This is a genomic window from Pseudomonas sp. URMO17WK12:I11, assembly GCF_007677725.1.
Taxonomy (GTDB): Bacteria; Pseudomonadota; Gammaproteobacteria; order Pseudomonadales; family Pseudomonadaceae; genus Aquipseudomonas.
The window spans coordinates 56,102-81,779 of the sequence record NZ_VEDF01000009.1 but is presented as its reverse complement, the minus strand read 5'-3'; the positions used below and the strand labels follow the sequence as shown (position 1 = coordinate 81,779).

Below are 25,678 nucleotides of genomic sequence, written 5' to 3'. Positions count from 1 at the left end.
GTGCAGCGCGCGCGGCGACTGAAACAGTCGCTAGTCTGGCAAGTTAGAAGGCCCCCTATCAAGGAAAGCAGGGCCTTGTAACGACTTAATGTCACATCGCTAGCCTAGCAAACGCCTATGCAAGCGCCTCCAGCGTCAAGTCCAGGCATTTGCGCGCCTTTTCCACCAGCTCGTCGATCTCTGCATGACTGATGACCAACGGTGGCGCAATGATCATGGTGTCGCCCACCGCGCGCATGATCAGGCCGTTGTCGAAGCAGAAATTGCGGCAGATCATGCCCACGCCCTTGCCTTCGTGACGGCTGCGGGTGGACTTGTCCTTGACCAGTTCGATCGCCCCGAGCAGGCCGAGCCCGCGCACTTCGCCCACCAGTGGGTGGTCCTGCAGTTCACGCAAACGCTTTTGCAAATACGGTGCCGCTTCCGTGCGCGCCTTCTCGACGATGTTCTCATCGCGCAGGATGCGCAGGTTTTCCAGACCCACAGCCGCCGCGACCGGGTGACCGGAGTAGGTGAAGCCGTGGTTGAAGTCGCCGCCTTCGCTGAGCACCTTGGCCACCTTGTCACGCACGATCACACCGCCCATGGGGATGTAACCGGAGGTCAGGCCCTTGGCGATGGTCATCAGGTCGGGGGTCAGACCGTAGTAGTCGGAGCCGAACCACTGGCCGGTACGCCCGAAGCCACAGATGACTTCGTCAGCGACGAACAGGATGTCGTACTTGGCGAGAATTTCCTTGATCTTCGGCCAGTAGGTTTCCGGTGGAATGATCACCCCGCCCGCGCCCTGGATGGGCTCGGCAATGAATGCAGCGACGTTGTCTTCGCCGACTTCGAGAATCTTCTGCTCGAGCTGCTCGGCGGCCCACACGCCGAATTCATCGGGGCTCATGTCGCCGCCTTCGCCAAACCAGTAAGGCTGCGGGATGTGCACGATGCCCGGAATCGGCAGGCCGCCCTGTTCGTGCATGCCACTCATGCCGCCCAGGCTGGCACCGGCGACGGTCGAGCCATGGTAGCCATTGACCCGGCCGATGAGGGTCTGCTTGTGCGGTTTGCCTTGCAGGGCCCAGTAGTGACGGACCATGCGCAGCACGGTGTCGTTGCCCTCGGAGCCGGAGCCGGTGAAGAACACATGGGTCATGCCCGCAGGCGCCACTTCGGTGATGGCCTTGGCCAGCTCCAGTGCCGGCGGGTGAGCGGTCTGGAAGAACAGGTTGTAGTACGGCAGCTCGCGCATCTGCTTTTCGGCTGCCTGCACCAGTTCCTCACGGCCGTAACCGACCGCCACGCACCAAAGTCCGGCCATGCCGTCGAGGATCTGCTGACCTTCGCTGTCCCACAAATGCACACCTTGGGCCCTGGTGATGATACGCGGCCCTTTCTCCTTCAACTGCTTGTAGTCAGAGAAAGGTGCAAGGTGGTGCTCACCGCTCAGGTTCTGCCATTCACGGGTTTGCGGGTTGTTGACGCTCATGTGCCTCTCCATTTTCCGGCGCCCGCCCAGGCGGGCTCAGGGTTGATCAGACAGCGAACAGCAGGAACTCACGCTCCCAGGAGCTGATGACGCGTTTGAAGTTTTCATGCTCGGCACGCTTGGTCGCGACGTAGCCGGTGATGAATTTCTTGCCCAGGTATTGCACCAGCGCGCGGCTGATCTCCATGCGCTCGAGCGCATCTTCGATGGTCAGCGGCAAGCGCAGGTTGCGCCGCTCGTAGCCACGGCCTTGCACCGGCGCGCTGGCCTCGATGCCCTCGACCATGCCGATATAGCCACACAACAGGCTGGCGGCGATGGCCAGGTACGGGTTGGCATCGGCGCCCGGCAGGCGGTTTTCGACCCGGCGGTTCTGCGGCCCGGCATCCGGTACACGCAGGCCTACGGTGCGGTTTTCCTCGCCCCACTCCACGTTCACTGGCGCCGAGGTATCGGGCAGGAAGCGGCGGAACGAGTTGACGTTGGGGGCGAACAGCGGCAGCGCTTCGGGGATGAACTTCTGCAGGCCGCCGATGTGGTGTAGGAACAGCTGGCTCATGCTGCCGTCTTCATTGCTGAAGATGTTCTTGCCGGTGTTCACGTCGACCACGCTCTGGTGCAAGTGCATGGCGCTGCCCGGCTCGCCGGTCATGGGCTTGGCCATGAAGGTCGCAGCCACGTTGTGCTTGAGCGCAGCCTCGCGCATGGTGCGCTTGAACACCAGGATCTGGTCGGCCAGGTGCAGCGCGTCGCCATGGCGGAAGTTGATCTCCATCTGCGCCGTGCCGTCTTCGTGGATCAGCGTATCGAGGTCCAGGCGTTGCAGTTCGCACCAGTCGTAGACATCTTCGAACAGCGGGTCGAATTCGTTGGCAGCTTCGATCGAGAACGACTGGCGCCCGGTTTCCGGGCGCCCAGAGCGGCCGACTGGCGGCTGCAGGGGGAAGTCGGGGTCTTCGCTGCGCTTGGTCAGATAGAACTCCATTTCTGGCGCGACGATTGGCTGCCAGCCGCGATCCGCGTAGAGCTTGAGTACCTTCTTGAGCACGTTGCGCGGCGACAGCTCGACCGGGTTGCCCTTCTTGTCGTAGGTGTCGTGAATCACCTGGGCGGTCGGCTCGATGGCCCAGGGCACCAGGAATACGGCGTCCTGGTCGGGGCGGCAGATCATGTCGATGTCAGCCGGGTCGAGCAGGTCGTAGTAGATGTCATCGTCGACGTAGTCGCCAGTCACGGTCTGCAGCAGCACGCTTTCGGGCAGACGCATGCCCTTTTCGGCGATGAACTTGTTGGTCGGCGAAATCTTGCCGCGAGTGATGCCGGTCAGGTCGCTGATCAGGCATTCGACTTCAGTGATCTTGTGCTCTTTCAACCAATCGGTGAGCTGGTCGAGGTTGTTACTCATAAATACCTCAGGAGGTAAGGTGGTCCGCGCTCTGATTCTGGATGGAGTAGATTGCTAAAGCAAAAACCCACGCACAGGCGCACTGTGGATACACTGAAATCAAGCGTGTCCAAGGTGGCATCGAAGGGCAGGAGTACGAGAAGAGCAACGAAAAAGCGTAACGAGGGAAGACGCACAGACGCATAACGTCAATTATTGCGACCACGGCGGCCACTGCTTTAGCGGCATCTGCGAGCACGTCAGGAAGACCGGGCTGCACTGCGCAGGCAGCGCATTCAGGTCGCGACAGGCGGACCATGTGACCCTCGTATTATTGTGTTTTGGGTTGCGTCCGAGCTTAGCCTTGTTAATTTTTTTACACAACTCTTCCGTAAAAAATAAAACACGGCTTGGCGGAGATAGCTCTTCGAGCGGGAAATAGCGGATAATGGCGCGCCCCGATATGCAGCAAATCTGCCGTCGCTGTGCCATTTCAGGGCATCACGGGGTTGGCTTGACATCAGTTTGTCTTTTCGATTGACTGGACCTGCAAGCCCCCCTTGATTGATATTTTTAACAACAAAGGTGTTGCATCATGTCGGTACCCCCGCGTGCCGTTCAGCTTAACGAAGCGAACGCGTTCCTTAAGGAACATCCTGAGGTTCTCTACGTTGACCTTCTGATTGCAGATATGAATGGTGTGGTGCGTGGCAAGCGCATTGAGCGCACCAGCCTCCACAAGGTTTACGAAAAAGGCATCAACCTGCCTGCCTCCCTCTTTGCCCTGGACATCAACGGTTCTACCGTCGAAAGCACCGGGCTCGGCCTGGACATCGGCGACGCAGACCGCATCTGCTATCCGATTCCGGACACCCTTTCCAACGAACCTTGGCAGAAGCGCCCCACTGCGCAGCTGCTGATGACCATGCACGAAATCGAAGGCGAGCCGTTCTTCGCCGACCCGCGTGAAGTGTTGCGCCAGGTGGTGAGCAAGTTCACCGACATGGGCCTGACCATCTGCGCCGCTTTCGAGCTGGAGTTCTACCTGATCGACCAGGAGAACGTGAACGGCCGACCACAGCCGCCGCGCTCGCCCATCTCCGGTAAACGCCCGCAGTCGACCCAGGTGTACCTGATCGACGACCTCGACGAATACGCCGACTGCCTGCAGGACATCCTCGAAGGCGCCAAGGAGCAGGGCATCCCTGCCGACGCGATCGTCAAGGAAAGCGCCCCGGCGCAGTTCGAAGTCAACCTGCATCACGTTCCCGATCCGCTCAAGGCCTGCGACTACGCGGTGCTGCTCAAGCGCCTGATCAAGAACATCGCCTACGACCATGAAATGGACACCACCTTCATGGCCAAGCCCTACCCGGGTCAGGCTGGCAATGGCCTGCATGTACACATTTCCGTGCTGGACAAAGATGGCAACAACATCTTCACCAGCGAGGATCCCGAGCAGAACGCCGCGCTACGTCACGCTGTCGGCGGTGTGCTCGAGACCCTGCCCGCGTCCATGGCGTTCCTCTGCCCGAACGTCAACTCGTACCGTCGCTTCGGCGCACAGTTCTACGTGCCGAACGCGCCGAGCTGGGGTCTGGACAACCGGACCGTGGCATTGCGCGTACCGACCGGCTCACCGGACGCCGTGCGCATCGAACACCGCGTAGCCGGTGCCGACGCCAACCCGTACCTGATGATGGCCGCCGTGCTTGCCGGCGTGCACCATGGCCTGACCAACAAGATCGAACCGGGCGAGCCGATCGAAGGCAACTCCTACGAGCAGCTGGAGCAGAGCCTGCCGAACAACCTGCGCGATGCGCTGCGCGAGCTGGACGACAGTGAAATCCTGAACAAGTACATCGATCCGAAGTACATCGACATCTTCGTCGCGTGCAAGGAAAGCGAGCTGGAGGAGTTCGAGCATTCGATCTCCGACCTCGAGTACAACTGGTATCTGCATACCGTATGAGTCGAAGTGCCGCCCCCACTTGGGGGCGGTGCAGGCTTAGAGCGTCTTCTCGAAAATCTTCGAGTTGCGCTGGTAGTTGTACAACGAAGCGCGCGCCGCCGGCAGCCGCTCGACGCCGCTGGGTGCGAAGCCGCGCTCGCGGAACCAATGCGCAGTCCGGGTGGTAAGCACGAACAGCGTATTGATCCCCAACTGCCGCGCGCGCTCCTCGATGCGCTCAAGCAGCTCATCGCCGCGCCCCCCGTGGCGGTATTCCGGGTTCACTGCCAGGCAGGCGAGTTCGCCGGCCTGGGAGTCGGCAATCGGATACAGCGCCGCACAGGCGATGATCATGCCCTCACGCTCGACCACACTGAACTGCTCGATTTCACGTTCGAGCACTTCGCGTGAACGGCGCACCAGAATGCCCTGCTCTTCCAGCGGGCTGATCAGGTCGAGCAGGCCGCCGACGTCCTCGATGGTCGCCTCGCGCACCACCTCGAATTGCTCCTGGGACACCAGCGTACCGCCACCTTCGCGGGTGAACAGCTCGGTCAGCAGCGCGCCGTTTTCGGCATAACTGACGATGTGGCTGCGCGCCACGCCACCTTTGCAGGCCTGGGCAGCGGCATCGAGCAGCTCGCCTTGATAATCGCTGCCCAGGCGCGCCAGATGCGGGGGAATCTGCTGCGGGCGCAGCTCACGCACCAGCTTGCCGCTTTCATCCAGCAGGCCAGGCTCGGCGCCGAACAGCAGCAGCTTGTCGGCGCTCAATTCGATGGCCGCGCGGGTGGCGACATCTTCGCAAGCCAGGTTGAAGATTTCACCGGTAGGCGAATAGCCCAGCGGCGACAGCAGCACGATGGAGCGCTCATCGAGCAGGCGGCTGATACCCTTGCGGTCGACCCGGCGCACTTCGCCGGTATGGTGATAGTCCACCCCTTCGAGCACGCCGATCGGCCGCGCCGTGACCAGGTTGCCGGACGCCACACGCAGGCGCGAGCCCTGCATGGGCGAGGCGGCGATATCCATCGACAGGCGTGCTTCGATGGCCAGGCGCAGGGCACCGACGGCATCGATCACGCAATCCAGGGTGGCCGCGTCGGTGATGCGCATGCCGCGGTGATAGTGCGGGGTCAGGCCGCGCTCGGCCAGGCGGCTTTCGATCTGCGGACGCGAGCCATGCACCAGCACCAGGCGCACGCCCAGGCTGTGCAGCAGCACCAGGTCGTGAACGATGTTGCCGAAGTTGGGATGCTCGACGCCATCGCCGGGGAGCATGACGACAAAGGTGCAGTCGCGATGGGCATTGATGTAAGGGGAGGCATGACGCAGCCAGTTGACGTATTCGGGCATGACAGGGCCTGTGGATAAAGTGGACGGAGAACGGTGGGATCACACGGCGTTCAAGATCATCGTCGGAACAGGCTTGCGGTCACGCGCGGTCTCCTTCAGGCAATAACGAATCAAGGGGGTGGACGTTTACTTCAGGCAATAGTGCCCAATCAGTTCACGCAATAGACGCACGGTCGGCTCGATACGTGACATTTCCAGATACTCGCCAGGCTGGTGAGCGCAGGCGATGTCACCAGGGCCGAGCACGATGGTCTGGCAACCGAGCTGCTGAAGATAAGGCGCTTCGGTACCGAACGCCACCGCCTCGGCGCGATGACCGGTCAGGCGCTCGGCCACCTGCACCAGCTCGGCATCGGCCGCCTGCTCGAAAGCCGGTACCTCGGGGAACAGCGGCGCATAGTCGATACGCACCTGGTGACGCTCGGCTAGCGGGCGCAGTTTTTCGCTGATGGTGGCGCGCAGTTGCGCAGCATCCATTCCCGGTAACGGGCGTAGGTCGAATTCCAGGGCGCACTGCCCGCAGATGCGATTGGGATTGTCGCCGCCATGGATGCAGCCGAAGTTGAGCGTCGGGGTGGGTACGCTGAACTGCGGATTGCGGTAGGTTTCCTGCCATTGCCCGCGCAGGGTCATCAGCTCGCCCATCACCGCATGCATGGCTTCCAGGGCGCTGTGGCCCAGGCTTGGATCAGAAGAATGACCGCTGCGCCCGAGAATATCGATGCGGTCCATCAGAATGCCCTTGTGCATGCGGATCGGACGCAGGCCAGTGGGCTCGCCGATCACCGCCGCACGGCCGAGCGGCTGGCCGGCCTCGGCCAACGCGCGGGCGCCGGACATGGAGCTTTCCTCGTCGCACGTTGCAAGAATCAGCAGCGGCTGCTTGAAATCGTGCGCCAGCAATGGGATCACCGCCTCGATCACCAGGGCGAAAAAACCCTTCATGTCACAGCTGCCCAGGCCGACCCAACGCCCCTCGAGCTCGGTCAGTTTCAGCGGGTCACTGTTCCACAGTTGCTCATCGAACGGCACCGTGTCGCTGTGGCCGGCCAGTACCAAGCCGCCAGGGCCGGTGCCGCGGCTGGCGAGCAGGTTGAACTTGCCCGGCGTCACTTGGCGGATATCGCAATTGAACCCCAGGTCGCCCAGCCAGCCGGCGAGCAGGTCGATGACCTGACGGTTGCTCTGGTCAAGCGCAGGCTGGGTGCAACTCACCGAGGGCGCCGCGATCAGAGCGGCAAACTGGTCTTTCAGTGTCGGCAACGGCATGCGCATACTCCTCGGAAGCGTTGCCCATCATAGGACTATCCGCCGTCTGGAATAAACCGTTGCCGGCCGACTCCTGTAGACTGCCTGACAACGATGCCCCTCCTTCGAGCCTGCGATGCACAAAGAAACCGAACTCAAGCTCCGCGCCAGCCGCGAGACCCTTGCCGCCCTGCGCGAGCACCCTCTGCTGAAAAAGCGCAACAAGTCCGGCTGGCAGACCCGCGAACTGACCAACCAGTACTTCGACACGCCCGAGCGCGAGCTGTCCGCCGCCCGCGTGGCCCTGCGCCTGCGCCGCGATGGCGATGTGGTCATCCAGACCCTCAAGTGCCGCGGCCAGAGCGTGGCGGGCCTGTCCGAGCGCAACGAGTACGAGTGGAACCTGGACAAGCCCAAGCTCGACCTGAAAAAGCTCGATGCCACTTGCTGGCCCGAGCAACTGGCCGCGCTGGACAAAAAAACCATCAAGCCCCTGTTCACCACCGATTTCACCCGTGAGTACGCGGAAATCGCCTGGGGCCGCGGCAAAAGCAAGGTGGTGATCGAGGCCGCGCTGGACCAGGGCTTCGTCGTAGCCGGCAAGCGCAAGGAAGCAATCTGCGAACTGGAACTGGAGCTGCGCGAGGGTGAACCCCAGGCACTGCTGGAGCTGGCCGCTGAACTGGCCGCCAGCCTGCCGTTGATGCCTTGCGATATCAGCAAGGCCGAGCGCGGGTACCGCCTGCTGGAGCCGGACAGCTACGACCTAGGCCTGCCGGCCGTTGAGCTGGACGCCGAAATGGCCCTGGACGACGCCTTCAGCGCGCTTGCCTGGCAATTGCTTGCCAGCAGCCAGCGCCTGGCCGAGCAATACCGCCACAACGGTCACTGGCGTTTGCTGCAGGACTGGGTGCAGTGCCTTGCCGAACTGCGTGCGCTGGTGGCGAGCCTTGGCCAGGCGGCGCCGCGTGCCAGCACGCGTGAGCTGCGCGCCAGCCTCGATGCCCTGCTTGAAGACTGGCGGCCATTGGTGCAGGCCGGCAATGACGACGAAGACATCCGTCGCGCCGCGCCCGAGCAGTTCATCGAAGAACTTGAAGACGTGCGTTGGGGCCAGTTCTCGCTGGACACATCGCGCTGGCTGCTGGCCCGCGCCTGGACCGCAGAGCGCAAGGGTCGCGGCGAGCGTCAGGGCAAGGCGCAACTGGCCAGCTGGCTGGCGCACCTGCTAGGTGAAGAAGGCCGCGCGCTGAAGCTGCCGCTCTATACCCAGCGTCCGGAAGACCTGGCCGAGCAGCTGCCGCGTATCGAACAGCTGTTGACCTGGCTGCACCATGCCCGCCAAGTGCTGGAAGCGCCGCAGATGGACCGCCTGTATGGCGACCTGCGCAAGCTGCATGAGCTGGCCGAACTGCCGATCAGCGATGAGCTGCTCGAAGCGCGCATCGACCAGGCGCGTGCGGTCGACCAAAGTCGCGGCTGGAAGCATCTGCTCAAGGCATGAATATCAGCCGCTCCCGCAACGGGAGCGGCGCCACCCTGCTCAACCGGCCAGTGGCAAGCTGGTGGTGGACTTGATCTGCGACAGCGCGACGATCGAGTTCACTTCCTGAATGCCTGGCACATTGGACAGTTTTTCGAAGAAAAACCGTTCGTAGGCCTCGATATCCGAAGTCACGATACGCAACAGAAAATCGACTGAGCCCATCAGCACGTAGCATTCCAGCACTTCGGGAAAGCCACGAATGGCCTCGGTGAACTCGGTAAAATTCGAGCGCCCATGGGCGTTGAGTTTCACCTCGGCAAAAATCTGTGTGTTCAAGCCGATCTTCTTGCGGTCGAGCAAAGTCACCTGGGCGCGAATGATGCCCTCTTCCTTGAGCCGTTGGATCCTGCGCCAGCACGGTGATTGCGACAACCCGACACGCTCGGCGATCTGCGCACTGGACAGCGAGGCATCCTCCTGCAGCAGTTCGAGAATGCGCCGGTCGTAGTTATCCAGTTCGCTTTGCATGGTCAATTCTCCTATCGCAGGCTTAGCGCATCGTGCGATCAATACCCTTGGTCAGCGCGAATCATACTTCAACTCAGCGCGCCTTAACGGGCATGAGTTAGCCTTGCTGGCAAGCCCAGGGCTGCTGCAAGATCGTGAAACGTACTGGCCTGTGCGAAGCGATGAAGCGGTACTAACCTTCTCCGCTCCACACGGCACGGACGCCACCATGAAAAACCCCACCGACGATTCCCTCGACCTTGCCGCAGTGCTGCAAGCGCTGCTGGCCGACTACCACCTGCATGCCAATGACACGCTGCTGATCCTCGAACACGCGACCGCGCATCCTGCCGCCCACCCGTTGCAACAGATTGCCGCCTGTGGCCTGCAAAGCCGGCGGCAGCCTGGCCACCCGCTCGACCTGGATTACCTGTGTCAGTGGCTGGCCGACAAGGTCGGGCAGCCGTACATGCGCATCGACCCGCTGCAGCTGGACCTGAATCAAGTCAGCGGCCTGATATCCCCGGCGTTTGCCCAGCGCCACGGCATCCTCATCGTCGCAGCCGACGCCGCCGGCATCAGTGTGGCCAGCGCCCAGCCCTATCAGGAGGACTGGCTGAGCGACCTGGCACGCAGCATGGACCGGCCGATCCGGCGCGTGCTGGCCAGCCCTGTGCAGATACGCGAAGCGGCGCAGTCATTTCAACGCCTGGCGCAGTCGGTCAGAGACGCGCAGCACCAGCAGGCAGAAGGTTTGGGCGAACTCGAACACCTGCTCGAACTGAGCGCCCGGCAGGCTGATGTCAGCGCTGACGATGCGCATATCATGCATATCGTCGACTGGCTGTTGCAGTATGCCGCTGAGCAGCGCGCCAGCGACATTCATCTCGAGCCTCGCCAGGAGCGTGGCCAGCTGCGCTACCGCATCGATGGGCTGCTGCACAACGTCTACGCCTTTCCTTTGAGCGTCACCCTGGCGCTGATCAGCCGCTTGAAGCACCTGGGGCGCATGGATGTGGCACAAAAACGTCTGCCACAGGACGGCCGTCTGCAAACCCGTTTGCCGGGCGGTCGCGAAGTCGAGCTGCGCTTGTCCACCCTGCCCACGCCGTTCGGCGAAAAGCTGGTGTTACGCCTGTTCGACCCGCAACAGTTACAGGAAGGCTTCGAGCGCCTGGGCCTGGCAGGCGAGCAGCTGGCGCAGTGGCAGCGCCTGCTGAGCGCGCGCCAGGGCATCATTCTGGTGACCGGCCCCACCGGTTCCGGCAAGAGCAGCACGCTCTACGCCAGCCTCAAGTCGCTGGCGACACCCCAGGTCAACGTGTGCACCATCGAAGATCCGATCGAGCGCTTGGAGCCGGCTTTCAATCAGCTGCAGGTGCAGCCGGCCCTCGACCTGGATTTCGCCAGCGGGGTCAGGGCCCTGCTGCGGCAAGATCCGGACATCATCATGATCGGCGAAATTCGCGACCGCGAAACCGCGCTGGTCGCCGTGCAGGCGGCGTTGACCGGCCACCTGGTGCTATCGACGCTGCACACCAATGATGCCTGCGCCGCCATCGTTCGCTTGCAGGAATTGGGAGTGGCCGACTATCTGATCAAAGCCACGCTGGCCGGCGTCATGGCCCAGCGCCTGGTACGCACGCTGTGCAGCGCTTGTCGTGGGAGTACCGCGAGCGGTTGCCGGACCTGCCGTGACACAGGTTTTCACGGCCGCACGGGCTTGTTCGAGCTGCTGCAACCCAGCGACAGCTTGCGTGCCTTGATCGGTCCCGACACCGATCTGAGAGCACTGCGTCGACAAGCATTGGCTGATGGCTTGATAGACCTGCGCCGCTGCGCTGAGGCGAAGGTGGAGGCTGGCCAGACCTGCGCAGAAGAAGTCCTGCGCGTCTGTGGCTGAGCACAGTCCTGGCCATGAGGAACTTGACCCCGTTGCCGCTATCAAAGCGCACAACTTAAGCCCCACCCCTCGAGGTGTTTTGCATGCGTCTCAAAACTGTCCTGGCTGTCGCAGCTTTGCTTTCCCTTCCGGTAGGTTCGGCGATGGCCGATACATTCTGGCGTAACGTGATTTCGTCGGGCGCCACCACCGGCTCGACCTACCTGACCTCGCGCGACCACAAACTGGTCATGGCAGCGCAAGATGACGCAGGCAGTTTCGTGGCAAGTCAAGGTGCGATTCGCGGACCATTCCTGGAGTCGGCACTCAAGCAGGTACGGGCAGAGCATCCAGGCCTGCAGGCTTCGGACATGGATTTGGCCAATGCCATCTTGGCCAAGCATGCGCTAGCCGACTAAGCGCACACGCTGGGTCTTGCCGCCTCCATCACCTGGCGTGGTGGAGCGGCAAAAACCATGAACCTGGCTTATTCGCCGATTGCCGCTTGATAGCCGGCGGCATCGAGCAGCTTGTCCAGCTCGGCCTTGTCGCTTGGCTTGAGCTTGAAGATCCACGCCTCGTACGGCTGCTCATTGAGCTGTTCCGGACTATCGGCCAGCTCCTCGTTGACCGCGATCACCTCGCCTGCCACGGGCGCATAGATGTCCGACGCGGCTTTGACCGACTCGACGACGCCTGCAGCGTCACCTGCAGCGAACACCTTGCCGACCTCGGCCAACTCGACGAACACCACGTCGCCAAGCGCTTGCTGGGCGTGGTCACTGATACCTACCGTCACGGTGCCGTCAGCTTCCAGGCGCGCCCATTCATGGCTTTCGGCAAAACGCAGTTCGGCGGGGATATTGCTCATGTGTTGAATTCCTCGATTGGCTCAGCGGTAGGCCCGCCGGTTAATGAATGATCAGATCAGGACTTTGCCGTGACGCACGAAGGTCGGGTTGACCACCCGAACCGGGTACCACTTGCCGCGTATCTCAACCTCGGCTCGATCGCCGGTGGCCATGGGCACGCGCGCCAGCGCAATGGATTTGCTCAGCGTAGGCGAGAAACTACCACTGGTGATCTCTCCTTCGCCAATCCCCGCTACCCGCACGACCTGATGGGCGCGCAGCACGCCGCGCTCCTCAAGCACCAGGCCGACCAGTTTTTCCTGCACGCCGTGTTCGATTTCCGCCAGCAAAGCGGTGCGACCGATGAAATCACGCTCGGCGGGCTCCCAGGCGATGCACCAGCCGAGATTGGAGGTCAGCGGCGTATGCTGCTCGTCGATGTCCTGGCCATACAGATTCATCCCGGCTTCCAGGCGCAGCGTATCCCGAGCGCCCAACCCGCTCGGCGCAATGCCAGCACCGACCAGGTCGTTGAAAAAACCGACGGCCTGATCACCTGGCAGCATGATCTCCAATCCGTCTTCACCGGTGTAGCCGGTGCGGGCGATGAACCACTCACCTTCGGCAAGGCCTTCGAACGGGCGCAGCTCGCGAACCAGCGCGGCCCGGGCCGGGCTCAGCAGCGCCGCGACCTTCTCCCGCGCTTGTGGCCCCTGTACGGCGAGAATGGCCAAGTCCGGGCGCACCTGGAACGCCACCTCAGCGGTGCCGCGCTGCAACGCCAGCCATTCGAGCATCCTGGCCCGCGTGGCGGCATTGCTCACCAGGCGGTAGCCGGCGGCGGTGCGATAGACGATCAGGTCGTCGATGATGCCGCCCTGTTCATTGAGCAGCGAGCTGTAAAGTGCCCTGCCGATACCATCGAGACGGGCCACGTCATTGGCCAACAGGCGCTGCAGCCAGACGGTGGCGCCTGCACCCTCGATGTCGGTGACCGTCATGTGCGATACATCGAACACCCCGCAGTCACTGCGCACCTGGTGGTGCTCCTCGACCTGCGAGCCATAGTGAAGCGGCATGTCCCAGCCACTGAAATCGACCGTTTTGGCGCCCAGCGCCAGGTGCAGATCGAATAAAAGCGTGCGCTGTCCCATGGGTTTCTCCTTCCGGGCGTGGCGAAGCAGCGGCGGCCGGTGACGGTCAATCGTCAACTGTTGTTATTGGAGCCGCCGCGCGAATGCCGCGCATTGTAGCCGCAAGGGCGCTACCTGGCACCCTCAGTGACGGTGACCTGGACGTCGGGCCGAGCGGCGGATCAGGCCGACCACCGGCAACAACCCTACCAGCACCAGGGTCAGCGCCGGCAGCGAAGCGCGCGCCCACTCACCCTCGCTGGTCATTTCGAAGACTCGCACCGCCAGGGTGTCCCAGCCGAACGGTCGCATCAGCAAGGTGGCGGGCATCTCCTTGAGCACGTCGACGAACACCAGCAGCGCCGCGCTGAGCGCACCGGGCACCAGCAGTGGCAGGTATACCGTAAAGAACAGGCGCATACCGCCGACCCCGAGGCTGCGCGAAGCCTCTGGCAGCGACGGGCGGATACGCGCCAGGCTGCTCTCCAGCGGGCCATACGCCACTGCGATGAAGCGCACCAGGTACGCCAACAGCAACGCCGCCAGACTGCCCAGCAACAAAGGCTTACCGGCGCCTCCCAACCCGCTCGACAGAGGGATGACCAGCTGATTGTCGAGGTAACTGAAGGCCAGCATGATCGACACCGCCAGCACTGACCCCGGCAAGGCGTACCCCAGGTTGGCCAGCCCGACCCCGGCGCGAATGCCGCGCGTCGGTGCCTGGCGGCGGGCAAATGCCAGCACGAGCGCTACGCACACGGTGATCAACGCCGCCATGCTGCCCAGATACAGGGTGTGCATGACCAAGCCGACGTAGCGCTCGTCCAGATCATGCCGACCGCGTTGCCAGAACCACACCAACAACTGCACGAGCGGAATGGCGAAGGCGCAAGCGAACACCAGGAGGCACCAGCCGCTGGCCAAGCATGCCTTGACCCCATGCAGGTGATACAGCGCCTGTACCCGCGGGCGTTCGTTGCCAGTGTGACTGGCGCCACGGGCCCGGCGCTCGCCGTACAGCACCAGCATCACCGCCAGCAGCAGCAGGCTGGCCAGTTGGGCGGCGCTGGAGAGGCTGAAAAAGCCATACCAGGTTTTATAGATGGCCGTAGTGAAGGTGTCGAAGTTGAACACCGCCACAGCGCCAAAGTCGGCCAGGGTTTCCATCAGCGCCAGCGCAATGCCTGCGCCGATCGCTGGCCGCGCCATGGGCAAAGCCACCCGCCAGAAGGCCTGCAGCGGCGACAGCCCGAGCACCCGGGCCGCCTCCATCAGGCCTCTGCCCTGGGCCAGGAAGGCCGTGCGCGCCAGCAGGTAGACATACGGGTAGAACACCAGCACCAGGACGACGATCACCCCGCCCGTGGAGCGTACGCGCGGCAGACGCATCGGCCCGAACACCTCGCGCAGGGCGCTTTGCACGGGGCCGGCGAAGTCCAGCAGGCCGACGAAGACGAAGGCCAGCACGTAAGCGGGTATCGCGAACGGCAGCATCAGCGCCCAATCCAGCCAGCGCCTGCCGGGAAACTCGCAGAGGCTGGTGAGCCAGGCCAGGCTTACGCCCAGCAACGTCACGCCGATGCCCACCCCGACCACCAGCGTCACGGTGTTGCCCAGCAAGCGGCTCATCTGCGTGTCGAGCAGGTGCGACCAGATTTGCAGGTCGACCGACTGCCAGGACAGCAGTAATACGCTCAGCGGCAGGAGCACCAAGGCTGCGGTCAGGACTACCGGCAGGAACCAGCGGCGTTGGTGGTGACGGGGCAAGTTGGAAGTCTCTATGGCGGGTCAGGGTGTGTATCGCCGCGGCCCGCGAGGAACGCGGGCTCGGCATCTGGCGGTTAGTTCCAGCCGGCGCGATCCATCAGGCGGATGGCCTCGGCCTGGCGCTTGCCAGCCACTTCCACCGGGATGTCATCGGCCTTGAAGCTGCCCCACGCCGCCACCTCAGGCGAAGGCTTGACCTTCGGGTTGGCGGGGAACTCCTGGTTGATGTCGGCGAACAGCTTCTGCGCCTGCTCGCCGGTCATCCACTCGACCAGTTTCTTCGCCGCTTCGGGGTGCGGCGCATGCTTGGTCAGGCCGATACCTGAAAGGTTTACGTGGACACCCCGATCAGCCTGGTTGGGCCAGAAGATCTTTACCGGCAGATCAGGGTTTTGCGCGTGCAGGCGGCCGTAATAGTAGGTGTTGACCACCCCCACATCGCATTGCCCGGCGGCCACGGCCTGGATCACCGCGTTATCGTCGGAGAACACGTCGGTGGACAGGTTATTCACCCACCCTTTGACGATCTGCTCGGCCTTGGCCTCGCCGTGGTTCTCGATCAATGTCGCCGTCAGCGACTGGTTGTAGACCTTCTTCGCTGTGCGCAGGCACAGGCGACCTTCCCAGTCCTTGTCGGCGAGCGCCTCGTAGGTGCTCAGCTGCTCGGGCTTGACCCGCTCGGTGGCATAGACGATGGTGCGCGCGCGCAGGCTCAGGCCGGTCCAGTCGTGGGACGAAGCGCGGTACTGCGGCGGGATGTTCTGTTCGATGATCGCCGACTCGATCGGTTGCAGGATGCCCATCTGCTCGGCTTGCCAGAGGTTGCCGGCATCGACCGTCAGCAGCAGGTCGGCCAAGCCGTTTTCCCCTTCGGCCTTGATGCGCTGCATCAACGGCGCTTCCTTGTCGGTGATGAACTTGATCTTCACGCCGGTCTTGGCGGTATAAGCGTCGAACACCGGTTTGATCAGCTCGTCGATGCGCGAGGAATACACCACCACTTCCTCTTCCGCCTGGGCGGTGCCGCCGATCAGGGTCAGGGCCAAGGCGGCCAGTAGGGGCTTGCGTGGCAACATGGAAAGCGCTCCTCGGATCGTATGAGAGGCGCAAATGGTAGTGAATCCCATTTTCCGACTCATCCACACAGCAGTTACCGAATGTTGCAGAACGGGGCTGCCTGGCAGCCCCTTCGCTCAAGGCTTTGCCAGCGGCGGCAGGTCGCCGATCAAGCCAAGCGCTTGCCGGACGAACAGCGCCTTGGCATCGGGCATGTGCTGGATCAATTTCAAGCCGCTGTTCCGCAGCCAACGCAGTGGTAGCTGGTCAGCCTGGAACAGGCGCTCGAAGCCCTCCATCGCGCCCATCAACGCCAGGTTGTGCGGCATGCGCCGACGCTCGTAGCGACTGAGCACCTTGACGTCTGCCAGGCGCTCACCGCGCCGGCTGGCGTCTTCGAGCACCTGGGCCAATACCGCCGCATCGAGAAAGCCGAGGTTGACGCCCTGCCCGGCAAGCGGGTGGATGGTGTGCGCGGCATCACCGATCAGCACCAGGCCTTCGTCGACATAGCGCTTGGCATGGCGCTGGCGCAACGGCACGCACAGGCGCGCATCGGCGTGCAGCACGCTGCCCAGACGCCCTTCGAAGGCACGCTCGAGGGCCTTGAGGAAGGCCGCATCATCGAGCGCCATGACGCGCTCGGCCTGCTCAGGGGTAGTCGACCAGACGATCGAGCACCACTGCTGGTTGCCGTCACGTGCAAGCGGCAGAAAGGCCAGCGGCCCGTCATCGGTGAAGCGCTGCCAGGCAGTGGCCGCATGCGCCGCGCTACAGCGCACGCTGGTGACGATGGCATGGTGCAGGTAATTCCATTCGCGGGTAGCGCAACCGGCCAGGCGCCGCACCGCCGAGTTGGCGCCATCCGCGGCCACTACCAAGGGCGTGCGCAGTTTGCGCCCGTCTGCCAGGGTCAGCAGCCAGTCGTCACCCGAGCGCCGCAGCTGTTCCAGACGGGCATTGGGCCAAAGGCCAATGTCGCTGTCGTGCAGGCGCTCCAGCAAGCCGTCCTGAACCACCCGATTCTCGACGATATGGCCCAGCACCTCGGCATGCACACTGGCCGCCGAGAAGTGCACATGACCGGTGCCGCTACCATCCCACACGTGCATGTCGGTATACGGCGACACCCGCCTGCCGGCGATCCCTTGCCAGGCACCGAGCCGCTCGAGAATGCGCTGGCTGGCGGCCGACAAGGCGCTGACCCGCGGCTCGAATGGCGCTTGGGCATCGAACGGCTTGAGCGCAAGCGGGCCGCCATCGAGCAGGTGAACTTCCAGACCACTGTGGCGCAGCGCCAAGGCCAGGGCGCTGCCGACCATGCCGGCACCAACGATCAACACATCTGCGCGCGTTTCCATGCCTACGCCTGCCTCGCTTGCGGCTTGAGCCGCACGTATAGGGTTTTATCGACCCGCGCTACCAGTTCACCGGCTTCGTCACGGATATCGACCTGCACACGCGGCAGGTATTTCTTACCGTTGGCGGTCTGTTGACGGATCTCGTCGAGCAGCGCGTCATCGACGTTGAATTCGGCGTACACCGGGCCTTTGCCAGGCGCGATGAAATCGATGGCGGCCGCTTTGTCCCAGACAATGTATTCCCGGCCAAGCTGCTCGATCAGCAGCAGCATGTAGAACGGGTCGACCATCGAATACAGGCTGCCACCGAACTGAGTACCGACGTAATTGCGGTTCCAGCGGGTGAGTTTCATGCACACCTTGGCGCTGCGCATGTCTGGGCTGATGTGCTGGATGCGAATACCCGCACCGATGTACGGCGGGTAGAAGTTCAACAGCCAGCGCAACAGTCGCGCCCGGCGCGCGAGTTTGCGCGGGTTGCTCATGCTCGGCCCCGCGAATCGGGGCGGGTGCCCAGGCCCATGGCCTGACGGGCGAACCAGCTTTTTGCCGGCGGCAGCAGGTCGAGCCCGAGCAAACCGATGTTACGCCCGGCGGCCAGCAGTGGCTGATTGCTGCCGAACAGGCGGGTGACCTGGTCGGAGAAGCCCACGGTCAGCGCCTGGTCCAGGCGCTGGCGCTGACGATAGGCTTGCAGACTGGCCAGATCGCCCGGATGTTGTGGGCCGGCCAGCAGGGCATCGGCCAGGGCCTGGACATCGCGCAACGACAGGTTGAAGCCCTGTCCGGCGATCGGATGCAAGCTGTGCGCAGCGTTGCCCAGCACCACCAGATGCGGACGCACCTGCTCCTCGGCCTCCACCAGCGCCAGCGGATACAGATGCCGAGCGCCGACCTGACGCATGGCGCCGAGACGATAGCCAAAGGCATCCTGCAGCTCGTGCAGGAAACTGCGCTCGTCGATCTCTGCCAGGCGCTTGGCGTCCATGCCCTGTCGGGTCCAAACCAGGGCACAGCGGTTGTCCGGCAATGGCAGCAACGCCATTGGCCCCTGTTCGGTAAAACGCTCGAACGCCTGGCCGCGATGGGCTTGGCCTGGCGTGATGTTGGCGATCAAGGCGCTTTGCTCGTAGGGCGTTCGGCGCACATGGATGCCAAGCTGCTCACGCAGACCGGAACGACCACCATCGGCCAACACCGCAAGATCGCACTCCAGATCCGTGTCGTCATCCAGTTGCAGGCGGTAGCCACCTTCGATGGCCTGCATGGCCTTCACCTCAGCAGGGCAGCGCCAGGCGATCACGTCGGGATCCAGGGCCTGCCACAGCCGTTGCCCGAGCCAGGCATTTTCTACCACGTAGCCCAACGCCGGCACGCCTTCTTCCTGCGCATCCAACCGCGTGGCCCCGAAGCGGCCACGGTCGGACACCTGGATCTGCAGGATCGGTTCGGCACGCGGGCTGATGGCCTGCCACACCCCCAGTTGCTGATAGATCTGCCGCGTGCCGAACGACAGCGCCGAGGAACGCGCATCGTAGCTGGGCTGAAAATTGTCGCCAGGGGCGAACGGCTCGATCAGCAGGATCTTCCAGCCACGGGCCTTGGCGCCAGCCTGCAGGGCCAGGGCCAGGCTGGCGCCCACCAGGCCACCGCCGACGATCGCCAGATTGACCCGGCTCATGGTGCTTCTGCGCGCGCAGCCTGCATCAGCGCCTCGATGTCCGCGACCGTACGCGGTACGCCCGATGTGAGGATTTCACAGCCTTGCTTGGTCACTACCACGTCGTCCTCGATCCTGATGCCAATGCCGCGCCATTTCTTCGCGACGTCTAGATTGTCCGCGGCGATGTAGATGCCCGGTTCCACCGTCAGCGCCATGCCCGGCTCGAGCACGCGCCATTCGCCACCGACTTTGTACTCGCCGACATCATGCACATCCATGCCCAGCCAATGCCCAGCGCGGTGCATGTAGAACGCGCGATAAGCCTCGCTGTCGATCAGCGCCTGCACCTCGCCCTTGAGCAAGCCAAGCTTTACCAGGCCCTCGGTGATGACCCGCACGGTAGCTTCGTGTGCATGGTTCCAATGCTTGCCTGGGGCGATTTGAGCAAAGGCGGCGGCCTGCGCCTGGAGCACCAGCTCGTAGATGGCCTTCTGCTCAGGCGAGAATCGCCCATTGACCGGAAAGGTACGGGTGATGTCGCTGGCATAGCAGTCGATCTCGCAGCCGGCATCGATCAGCACCAGGTCGCCGTTCTTCAGCGGCGCGTCGTTTTGCTGGTAGTGCAGGATGCAGCCGTTGCGCCCTGCGGCGACAATCGACCCATAGGCCGGCATTTTCGCCCCGCCTTTGCGGAACTCGTAGTCCAGTTCCGCTTCCAGGCTGTATTCGTGCAAGCCCGCCCGACAGGCCTGCATGGCCCGCACATGAGCCCGCGCGGAAATGGCCGCCGCGGCGCGCATGACTTTCACTTCCGCTGCCGATTTATACAGGCGCATGTCGTGGAGCAGATGATCCAGGGCAACGAACTCGTTCGGCGGTTGGGCACCGAGGCGCGCCTTGGAGCGAATCACGTTGATCCAGTCCATCAGCCGGCGGTCGAATTCAGGGTTGCTGCCCATGGCGCTGTAGACCCGCTCGCGGCCCTCGATCAGGCCCGGCAGAATCTCGTCGATGTCAGTGATGGGGAAGGCATCGTCGGCGCCGAAGTCGCGCACCGCGCCTTCCTGGCCGGCGCGCAGGCCGTCCCACAGCTCCCGCTCAGGGTTGCGCTCGCGGCAGAACAGCACATATTCGCCATGTTCGCGGCCCGGGATCAGCACGACCACCGCCTCTGGCTCTGGAAAACCGCTGAGGTACTGGAAATCGCTGTCCTGGCGGTACACGTGTTCGACATCGCGGTTACGAATCGCCACCGCGGCCGCCGGCAGGATGGCAATGCTGTTGGGGACCATCTGCGCCATCAGCGCCTTGCGCCGACGGGCATATTCGGCCTTGGGTATGTGGCTCATGGGCAGAACGACCCCCGTTCGATCAATGCAGCGAAGGTTTGGGCGCAGCTGCGACAGGCGCGGCCAGTTCCGTGTACAGCAGCAGCGGCGCGACGCGCAGGTATTCCATGACTTCCATGTAGTCGGTCTCGCCGTCTTCGGATTCCTCGAGGGCTTCCTGGACCTGGGAGATGGCGACCAGGTCTTGCAGCACTTCCTTGGCATCGCTGGACAGGTCCTTGCCACCGGCGTTGAGCCCGAAACCGGCGATGAAGCCTTGGCACCACTGACCCAGGGCGGTAGCGCGTTCGCTGAGCGGCGTTTCATCGCCCGGCAGCAGCAGGACGATGGCGATGTCTTCGCCGGTCAGTTCGGCCTTGACCATTTCCTGCAGGCCAAGCAGCGCGGCGCGCACGGTGTCTTGCGGCTCGTTTTCCAGCAAGCCGGCAGCGTCGGCCAGCCAGGCTTCGGTATCGAAGCCCGCGCCGGCGCAGCTACGGCCAATCAGCAGGCCGTGCAGCTCGGCTGGGGAGACAGGGTGACCGTTGCTCGAGAGCAGCGCGGCGAAGGCGGTATAAGGTGATTGGGTATTAGGCATGGTCGGCTAGGCGCCAGAGGGCGCATTTGACTAGAATGAAGGCCTTGTATCCTAGCACCGGCAGGCGCGCCAAGACCATCGGCACTGGCCGTCGTGGCACAGGGAGAGGCATCATCGCGGGTGATTGAACGACGGAGCGAATCGAGTGCAACCCACGCAAGAGAAAGACCTGCAAGCGCTGATGAGCCGCTTCGAGTTGCTGATTGAACGTGTCGAGCAACTAAAACGGCAAAATGCACTCCTAGTAGCTCAGGAAAGATCCTGGCGCGAGGAACGCGCCCACCTCATCGAAAAGAACGAGATCGCCAAGCGTAAGGTCGAGTCGATGATTTTACGCCTCAAGGCCCTGGAGCAAGACTCATGAGTTCAAGCAATAGCGTCACCGTGCAGATCCTCGACAAGGATTACTCGATCATCTGCCCGCCCGAGGAGCGCAACAACCTCGTCAGCGCGGCGCGCTACCTCGACAGCAAGATGCGCGAGATCCGCAGCAGCGGCAAGGTGATCGGTGCCGACCGCATCGCGGTGATGGCGGCGTTGAACATTACCCATGAGATGCTGCACCGTCAGGAAGACCGCAACGACACCCCAGGCGGTGGCACCAGCCGCGAACAGGTGCGCGATCTGCTGGAGCGGGTCGATCAGGCACTGGCCGACGATGCGGGTACCAAAAACGGCTGAGATTGGTATACTGGCGCCACTCCCTGGTGGATGCGCCAGTCGGTTATGTCCCTGAGCCGATACGCACAACCACGGGGGTTGCACGCTGGGGCCGGTGTGCATGTCCGCTAGACGGAAAGCCTTAACGCCCCCTGCAATCTCCACCTTGAACTTTCGGGTTCAAGGGCTACACCGATAGCGGTCTTATCGGGGAGCCTGATTCCTCTTGCCCAGTGTCCAGCTGGGCAGCTCGACACCTGGGGTAGCCCGTGCCATGACTGAACTCGCACCGCTTACCCGGCCCCAGCTTCGTCGCCTGCTGCGCAACGCGCGCCGCGCCCTCACCCCCGCCGAGCAACGCCAGGCCTCTCTCGGCTTGTACCGCCAACTGGCGCAAGACCCGCTATTTCGCCGCGCCAGGCACATTGCCATGTACTTGCCCAACGACGGTGAAATCGACCCGCGTCTGCTGCTGCGTGAAGCGCAGCGGCGGGGCAAACGCATCTATCTGCCGGTGCTGCATGCGTGGCCGCGCACGCGCATGGTATTCCAGCGCTTCGATCAGGGTGAAAGACTCAAGCGCAACCGCTTTCGCATCCCCGAGCCGGTCACCGACCGACGGCGTCAACGGCCGATCTGGTCGCTGGACCTGATCCTGTTGCCGCTGGTGGGATTTGACGCGGTCGGTGGCCGGCTGGGCATGGGCGGGGGCTTCTATGACCGCAGCCTGGCCTATCAGACACGGCGCAAGACATGGAAGAAGCCGCTGCTGTTGGGGTTGGCCCATGAGTGCCAGAAAGTCGAACGACTGGCGCAGGCCAGCTGGGACGTGCCGCTACAAGGTACGGTCAGTGATCGCGGCTGGTACTTGGCGGGTAAATGAGCGAGGCCGGTCAGCGCTGCTGAGCGGGAGCCTCGATCGGGGTCTGGTAGGCAGTGTCGAGCTTGCGCTCCCAGAAGCCTTGGGCATAACCGGTGGTGACCACGCCCAGACCAAAGATGAAGACCAGGATCCAGAGCAGATCCGGTTTACGTTGATTCATTGAAGAATGCCCCCCTAGGCATACGTTCAGGCTCGGCGACCTTCTTGGTGCCGCCGGAGCGTCTAGCTTAAAATCGGCGCATTTTCCGACAACCTGAGTCGACACGCAAACGTTGACGCCAACCGGCCGTCGGTTTCGTGCAACAGGTTATTTCAAACTTTTTCAGGAGCAATGCCGATGGCTTACTGGCTGATGAAATCCGAGCCTGATGAACTTTCCATCGAAGGCCTGGCGCGTGTGGGCGAAGCGCGCTGGGACGGTGTGCGTAACTATCAGGCACGCAATTTCATGCGCGCCATGGCGGTTGGCGATGAGTTCTTCTTCTACCACTCCAGCTGCCCGCAGCCTGGTATTGCCGGCATCGGCCGGATCACCACGCCAGCCTACCCTGACCCCACTGCCCTGGACCCGCAAAGTCATTACCACGATGCCAAGGCCAGCGCCGAGAAGAATCCCTGGAGCGCATTGGACGTGGCCCATGTACGGACCTTCAAGCAGGTGCTGGGGCTGGGTCTGTTGAAGCAACAGAGCGCCTTGGCCGAGTTGCCGCTGGTACAGAAAGGCACACGCCTGTCGGTGATGCCGGTGACCGAAGCGCAATGGTCGGCGATCGTGGCGCTAGCTGACTAGCAAGGCCTAGCCGTAGAGCGCGACATCAACCAGCCCTGACCAGGCCCGTCGGGCCAGTCAGCTCAGGCCGATCACTGCACGATCAGGTTGTTGAACAACAGATCTTCGACGATCGGCTTGCCCTCCTCCGCCTCCATCACCTGCTGAACCTGCTTCAGTGCTTCCTGGCGCAACCGCTCCTTGGCGTCGACGTTGCTCATGTTGTCCACCGTCTGCTGGGTGAACAGCGCCACCAGCTGGTTGCGAATCAGCGGCTCATGATGCTTGACCGCCGCAGCCGCGGCATCGCCGGTCACGCGCAGGGCGACATCGGCCTTGTACACACGCAGCTTGGGGCTGCCATCGAGCGCATAGTTGCCGACGAAAGGCGGGCTCAGGCTGATGTAGGACACCTTGGGTGCGCCTTCTTCCTTGGCCTCTTCAGCCATGGCCGCCGCTGGCAGCAGCAACGCCAGTACCATCAAGATCCACGCTTTCACGAATTCGCTCCTAAACACAGTTGGCGCCAGCTTACCCAGCATGCTGCGCAAACCCAAGCCCAGGCTTATGCCGGCCCATCAGGGCGGACCATGCTCGTTGACCGGGCGGGCTGCACTCCTACACTTATCGGCCACTACACGCAAAGGAATAGCCCGATGAAAGCTGTGTTGTGCAAAACCCTCGGCCCGGCCGGCAATCTGGTGCTGGAAGAGGTCGCAAGCCCCGTGCCGAAACACAACGAGGTCCTGATCGACGTGCAGGCGGCCGGGGTCAACTTCCCCGATACGCTTATCATCGAAGGCAAATATCAATTTCAACCGCCCTTGCCGTTTTCTCCGGGTGGCGAGGCTGCTGGCATCGTCGGCGCAGTGGGTGAACGAGCGGGCCGCTTCAAGGTCGGCGACCGGGTCATGGCCTTGACTGGCTGGGGTGCGTTCGCCGAGCAGGTGGCTGTGCCCTTCTACAATGTCATGCCGGTGCCGCAGCACATGGATTTCGCCACGGCTGCAGCATTCGGCATGACCTATGGCACGTCCATGCACGCACTCAGGCAGCGCGGTCAACTGCAGGCTGGCGAAACCTTGCTGGTGCTGGGCGCCTCAGGCGGGGTGGGCCTGGCGGCCGTGGAAATCGGCAAGGCTTTGGGTGCGAGGGTGATCGCGGCGGCCAGCAGCGCCGAGAAGCTTGCCGTGGCCAAAGCTGCCGGCGCTGATGAATTGATCGATTACAGCCAGGCCAGTCTCAAGGAGGAGGTCAAGCGCCTGACCGGCGGCAACGGCGCCGATGTGATCTACGACCCGGTAGGCGGCGAGCTGTTCGACCAGGCAGTACGCTCACTGGCCTGGCAAGGCCGCCTGCTGGTGGTCGGCTTCGCCAGCGGCAGCATTCCACAGCTGGCGGCGAACCTGGTGCTGCTCAAGGGTGCTGCGGTGATGGGGGTGTTCTGGGGCGCTTTCGCCCAGCGTCAGCCCGAGGACAACGCAGCGAATTTCCAGCAGCTGTTCGCCTGGCATGCCGAAGGCAAGCTCAAGCCCTTGGTGTCCAGGACTTATCCACTGGCTGAAGCTGGCACTGCGATCGACGCGCTTGGGCAGCGACAGGCTGTGGGTAAGTTGGTGGTGCTGACCCGCTAAGCCTCCACTGCACTGGCCTTCACAGCTCGCGCAGGTTGTGACAGCGCCTGAATCGGGCTTCGAGATTGCGATCAGGCATCTGATGGCTGCGCAGCGCGTTGAGGGTCTGCTCGACGTAATCGCGCGTTGTGCCATAGCGGCCCTTGGCGCTGGCGAGGATCTGACTGAGCAAGGTGTCCGGCAGGTTGCCGGCATAGCAGGGTAGATGACGTTCCAGCACGAACCCCAATGCCTGCACCTTGCTGCCATCACTCAGGCGACAGTTGAGCCAGTGCGGCCGGTACGCCGGGAACGGCATTTCCCGTTGCCACAATGCCAGCAGCGAGTCATCCAGGCAGCTTTCATCGAGGCGGTAGGCGAACCCGCTGCAAGAGCCGCCTCGGTCGAGGCCAAACACCAGGCCGGGCGTTTCCGGGGTGCCGCGATGCTCGTGCGACCACAGATACAGCCCGCGGTGATAGCCATGCACGCGCGCGCGCTGGCGCTCGAGGGAATTGCATTCGGGACGCCAGATCAACGAGCCATAGGCAAACAACCAGACCGGGCCTCCTTGGTGGCGCGACATGGTCGTGTGCATGGAGTTGAGCAGTTGCTCGCGAGTCAGTTGCTGGCCGAAGTCGAGCTGCGGTGGATAGGCAACTTCCCAAGATAAACTTTCAAGTGCCGACATAAGCTGCCGCCAGT

The 25,678-nt window shown here is 63.1% G+C and carries 26 protein-coding genes and 1 other RNA gene; 10 read left to right on the top strand and 17 right to left on the bottom strand.

Translation table 11 applies throughout. The annotated features are described in order from the left end of the window. Positions 1-115 precede the first annotated feature (115 nt). On the bottom strand, positions 116-1,477 hold the full coding sequence (locus tag FS665_RS17465) for an aspartate aminotransferase family protein (RefSeq protein WP_145191052.1): 1,362 nt from the start codon (positions 1,475-1,477) through the stop codon (positions 116-118). 46 nt (positions 1,478-1,523) lie between these two features. Then, positions 1,524-2,882, bottom strand: a complete 1,359-nt coding sequence (locus tag FS665_RS17460) for a glutamine synthetase family protein (RefSeq protein WP_145191049.1) — start codon at positions 2,880-2,882, stop codon at positions 1,524-1,526. A 574-nt stretch (positions 2,883-3,456) separates the two neighbouring features. Between FS665_RS17460 and FS665_RS17450 the strand changes: the two genes are divergently transcribed. Beyond that, positions 3,457-4,833, top strand: a complete 1,377-nt coding sequence (locus FS665_RS17450) for a glutamine synthetase family protein (protein ID WP_145191046.1) — start codon at positions 3,457-3,459, stop codon at positions 4,831-4,833. A 36-nt stretch (positions 4,834-4,869) separates the two neighbouring features. Here FS665_RS17450 and argA read toward each other — a convergent pair whose 3' ends face one another. After that, positions 4,870-6,168 carry an amino-acid N-acetyltransferase gene (argA, locus tag FS665_RS17445; RefSeq protein WP_145191043.1) on the bottom strand — a complete coding sequence of 433 codons (1,299 nt, stop codon included), beginning with the start codon at positions 6,166-6,168 and terminating at the stop codon, positions 4,870-4,872. Between the two features lie 126 nt (positions 6,169-6,294). Further along, complete coding sequence (gene argE, locus FS665_RS17440; RefSeq protein WP_145191040.1) at positions 6,295-7,437, bottom strand: acetylornithine deacetylase; 1,143 nt, start codon at positions 7,435-7,437, stop codon at positions 6,295-6,297. 115 nt (positions 7,438-7,552) lie between these two features. On the opposite strand from argE, the gene FS665_RS17435 reads away from it, so the two are divergent. Continuing rightward, positions 7,553-8,920 (top strand): CYTH domain-containing protein, encoded by a 1,368-nt coding sequence (locus FS665_RS17435; RefSeq protein ID WP_145191037.1) that lies wholly within the window; start codon positions 7,553-7,555, stop codon positions 8,918-8,920. A gap of 39 nt (positions 8,921-8,959) precedes the next feature. Here FS665_RS17435 and FS665_RS17430 read toward each other — a convergent pair whose 3' ends face one another. After that, entirely contained in the window at positions 8,960-9,430 is a 471-nt protein-coding gene (locus tag FS665_RS17430; RefSeq protein WP_145191034.1) for an Lrp/AsnC family transcriptional regulator, read from the bottom strand. Positions 9,431-9,638: 208 nt separating this feature from the next. Here FS665_RS17430 and FS665_RS17425 point away from each other — a divergent pair, with 208 nt between their 5' ends. Next, positions 9,639-11,312 (top strand): GspE/PulE family protein, encoded by a 1,674-nt coding sequence (locus FS665_RS17425; protein ID WP_145191031.1) that lies wholly within the window; start codon positions 9,639-9,641, stop codon positions 11,310-11,312. 83 nt (positions 11,313-11,395) lie between these two features. Beyond that, the gene (locus tag FS665_RS17420; protein ID WP_145191028.1) at positions 11,396-11,710 is read left to right on the top strand and encodes a DUF2388 domain-containing protein; all 315 of its coding nucleotides are present in this window, start codon (positions 11,396-11,398) and stop codon (positions 11,708-11,710) included. 68 nt (positions 11,711-11,778) lie between these two features. Here the strand turns inward: FS665_RS17420 and gcvH are convergent, their stop codons facing one another. The 9 genes from gcvH to FS665_RS17375 form a co-directional block, all read right to left on the bottom strand. After that, the gene (gcvH, locus tag FS665_RS17415) at positions 11,779-12,162 is read right to left on the bottom strand and encodes a glycine cleavage system protein GcvH (RefSeq protein ID WP_145191025.1); all 384 of its coding nucleotides are present in this window, start codon (positions 12,160-12,162) and stop codon (positions 11,779-11,781) included. A 51-nt stretch (positions 12,163-12,213) separates the two neighbouring features. After that, entirely contained in the window at positions 12,214-13,296 is a 1,083-nt protein-coding gene (gcvT, locus tag FS665_RS17410; protein ID WP_145191022.1) for a glycine cleavage system aminomethyltransferase GcvT, read from the bottom strand. A 123-nt stretch (positions 13,297-13,419) separates the two neighbouring features. Further along, positions 13,420-15,042, bottom strand: coding sequence for an iron ABC transporter permease (locus FS665_RS17405; protein ID WP_145191019.1), 1,623 nt, complete (start codon positions 15,040-15,042; stop codon positions 13,420-13,422). 74 nt (positions 15,043-15,116) lie between these two features. Then, positions 15,117-16,118 carry an extracellular solute-binding protein gene (locus FS665_RS17400; protein ID WP_145191016.1) on the bottom strand — a complete coding sequence of 334 codons (1,002 nt, stop codon included), beginning with the start codon at positions 16,116-16,118 and terminating at the stop codon, positions 15,117-15,119. 117 nt (positions 16,119-16,235) lie between these two features. Beyond that, positions 16,236-17,459 carry a 2-octaprenyl-3-methyl-6-methoxy-1,4-benzoquinol hydroxylase gene (locus FS665_RS17395; RefSeq protein ID WP_145191014.1) on the bottom strand — a complete coding sequence of 408 codons (1,224 nt, stop codon included), beginning with the start codon at positions 17,457-17,459 and terminating at the stop codon, positions 16,236-16,238. A gap of 2 nt (positions 17,460-17,461) precedes the next feature. After that, positions 17,462-17,944: a DUF4442 domain-containing protein gene (locus tag FS665_RS17390; protein ID WP_145191011.1), complete on the bottom strand. Its 483-nt coding sequence runs from the start codon at positions 17,942-17,944 to the stop codon at positions 17,462-17,464. Next, positions 17,941-19,140, bottom strand: coding sequence for a 2-octaprenyl-6-methoxyphenyl hydroxylase (ubiH, locus tag FS665_RS17385; RefSeq protein ID WP_145191008.1), 1,200 nt, complete (start codon positions 19,138-19,140; stop codon positions 17,941-17,943). Before ubiH ends, FS665_RS17390 begins: the two co-directional genes overlap by 4 nt. Then, positions 19,137-20,471 carry a Xaa-Pro aminopeptidase gene (gene pepP / locus FS665_RS17380; RefSeq protein ID WP_145191005.1) on the bottom strand — a complete coding sequence of 445 codons (1,335 nt, stop codon included), beginning with the start codon at positions 20,469-20,471 and terminating at the stop codon, positions 19,137-19,139. Before pepP ends, ubiH begins: the two co-directional genes overlap by 4 nt. Positions 20,472-20,493: 22 nt before the next feature. Continuing rightward, positions 20,494-21,048 (bottom strand): YecA family protein, encoded by a 555-nt coding sequence (locus FS665_RS17375; RefSeq protein ID WP_145191003.1) that lies wholly within the window; start codon positions 21,046-21,048, stop codon positions 20,494-20,496. Positions 21,049-21,229: 181 nt separating this feature from the next. On the opposite strand from FS665_RS17375, the gene FS665_RS17370 reads away from it, so the two are divergent. The 4 genes from FS665_RS17370 to FS665_RS17355 all read left to right on the top strand — a co-directional run bounded on the left by FS665_RS17370 (position 21,230) and on the right by FS665_RS17355 (position 22,591). Further along, positions 21,230-21,412, top strand: coding sequence for a TIGR02449 family protein (locus FS665_RS17370; protein ID WP_119371819.1), 183 nt, complete (start codon positions 21,230-21,232; stop codon positions 21,410-21,412). Next, positions 21,409-21,729, top strand: a complete 321-nt coding sequence (locus FS665_RS17365) for a cell division protein ZapA (RefSeq protein ID WP_145191000.1) — start codon at positions 21,409-21,411, stop codon at positions 21,727-21,729. Before FS665_RS17370 ends, FS665_RS17365 begins: the two co-directional genes overlap by 4 nt. Before the next feature lie 17 nt (positions 21,730-21,746). Then, positions 21,747-21,926: non-coding RNA, 6S RNA (gene ssrS / locus FS665_RS17360), on the top strand. Positions 21,927-21,982: 56 nt separating this feature from the next. Then, positions 21,983-22,591 carry a 5-formyltetrahydrofolate cyclo-ligase gene (locus FS665_RS17355; RefSeq protein ID WP_145190997.1) on the top strand — a complete coding sequence of 203 codons (609 nt, stop codon included), beginning with the start codon at positions 21,983-21,985 and terminating at the stop codon, positions 22,589-22,591. Between the two features lie 10 nt (positions 22,592-22,601). Here FS665_RS17355 and FS665_RS23435 read toward each other — a convergent pair whose 3' ends face one another. Continuing rightward, entirely contained in the window at positions 22,602-22,751 is a 150-nt protein-coding gene (locus FS665_RS23435) for a hypothetical protein (RefSeq protein ID WP_178108363.1), read from the bottom strand. Positions 22,752-22,928: 177 nt separating this feature from the next. Here FS665_RS23435 and FS665_RS17350 point away from each other — a divergent pair, with 177 nt between their 5' ends. Continuing rightward, positions 22,929-23,381 carry an EVE domain-containing protein gene (locus tag FS665_RS17350; RefSeq protein ID WP_145190994.1) on the top strand — a complete coding sequence of 151 codons (453 nt, stop codon included), beginning with the start codon at positions 22,929-22,931 and terminating at the stop codon, positions 23,379-23,381. A 71-nt stretch (positions 23,382-23,452) separates the two neighbouring features. On the opposite strand, the gene FS665_RS17345 is transcribed toward FS665_RS17350, so the two are convergent. Further along, the gene (locus FS665_RS17345; RefSeq protein WP_145190991.1) at positions 23,453-23,860 is read right to left on the bottom strand and encodes a flagellar basal body-associated protein FliL; all 408 of its coding nucleotides are present in this window, start codon (positions 23,858-23,860) and stop codon (positions 23,453-23,455) included. Between the two features lie 156 nt (positions 23,861-24,016). Here FS665_RS17345 and FS665_RS17340 point away from each other — a divergent pair, with 156 nt between their 5' ends. After that, the gene (locus FS665_RS17340; protein ID WP_145190988.1) at positions 24,017-24,994 is read left to right on the top strand and encodes an NADPH:quinone oxidoreductase family protein; all 978 of its coding nucleotides are present in this window, start codon (positions 24,017-24,019) and stop codon (positions 24,992-24,994) included. 19 nt (positions 24,995-25,013) lie between these two features. Here FS665_RS17340 and FS665_RS17335 read toward each other — a convergent pair whose 3' ends face one another. Continuing rightward, positions 25,014-25,664 (bottom strand): gamma-glutamylcyclotransferase, encoded by a 651-nt coding sequence (locus FS665_RS17335; RefSeq protein WP_145190985.1) that lies wholly within the window; start codon positions 25,662-25,664, stop codon positions 25,014-25,016. Positions 25,665-25,678 lie beyond the last annotated feature (14 nt).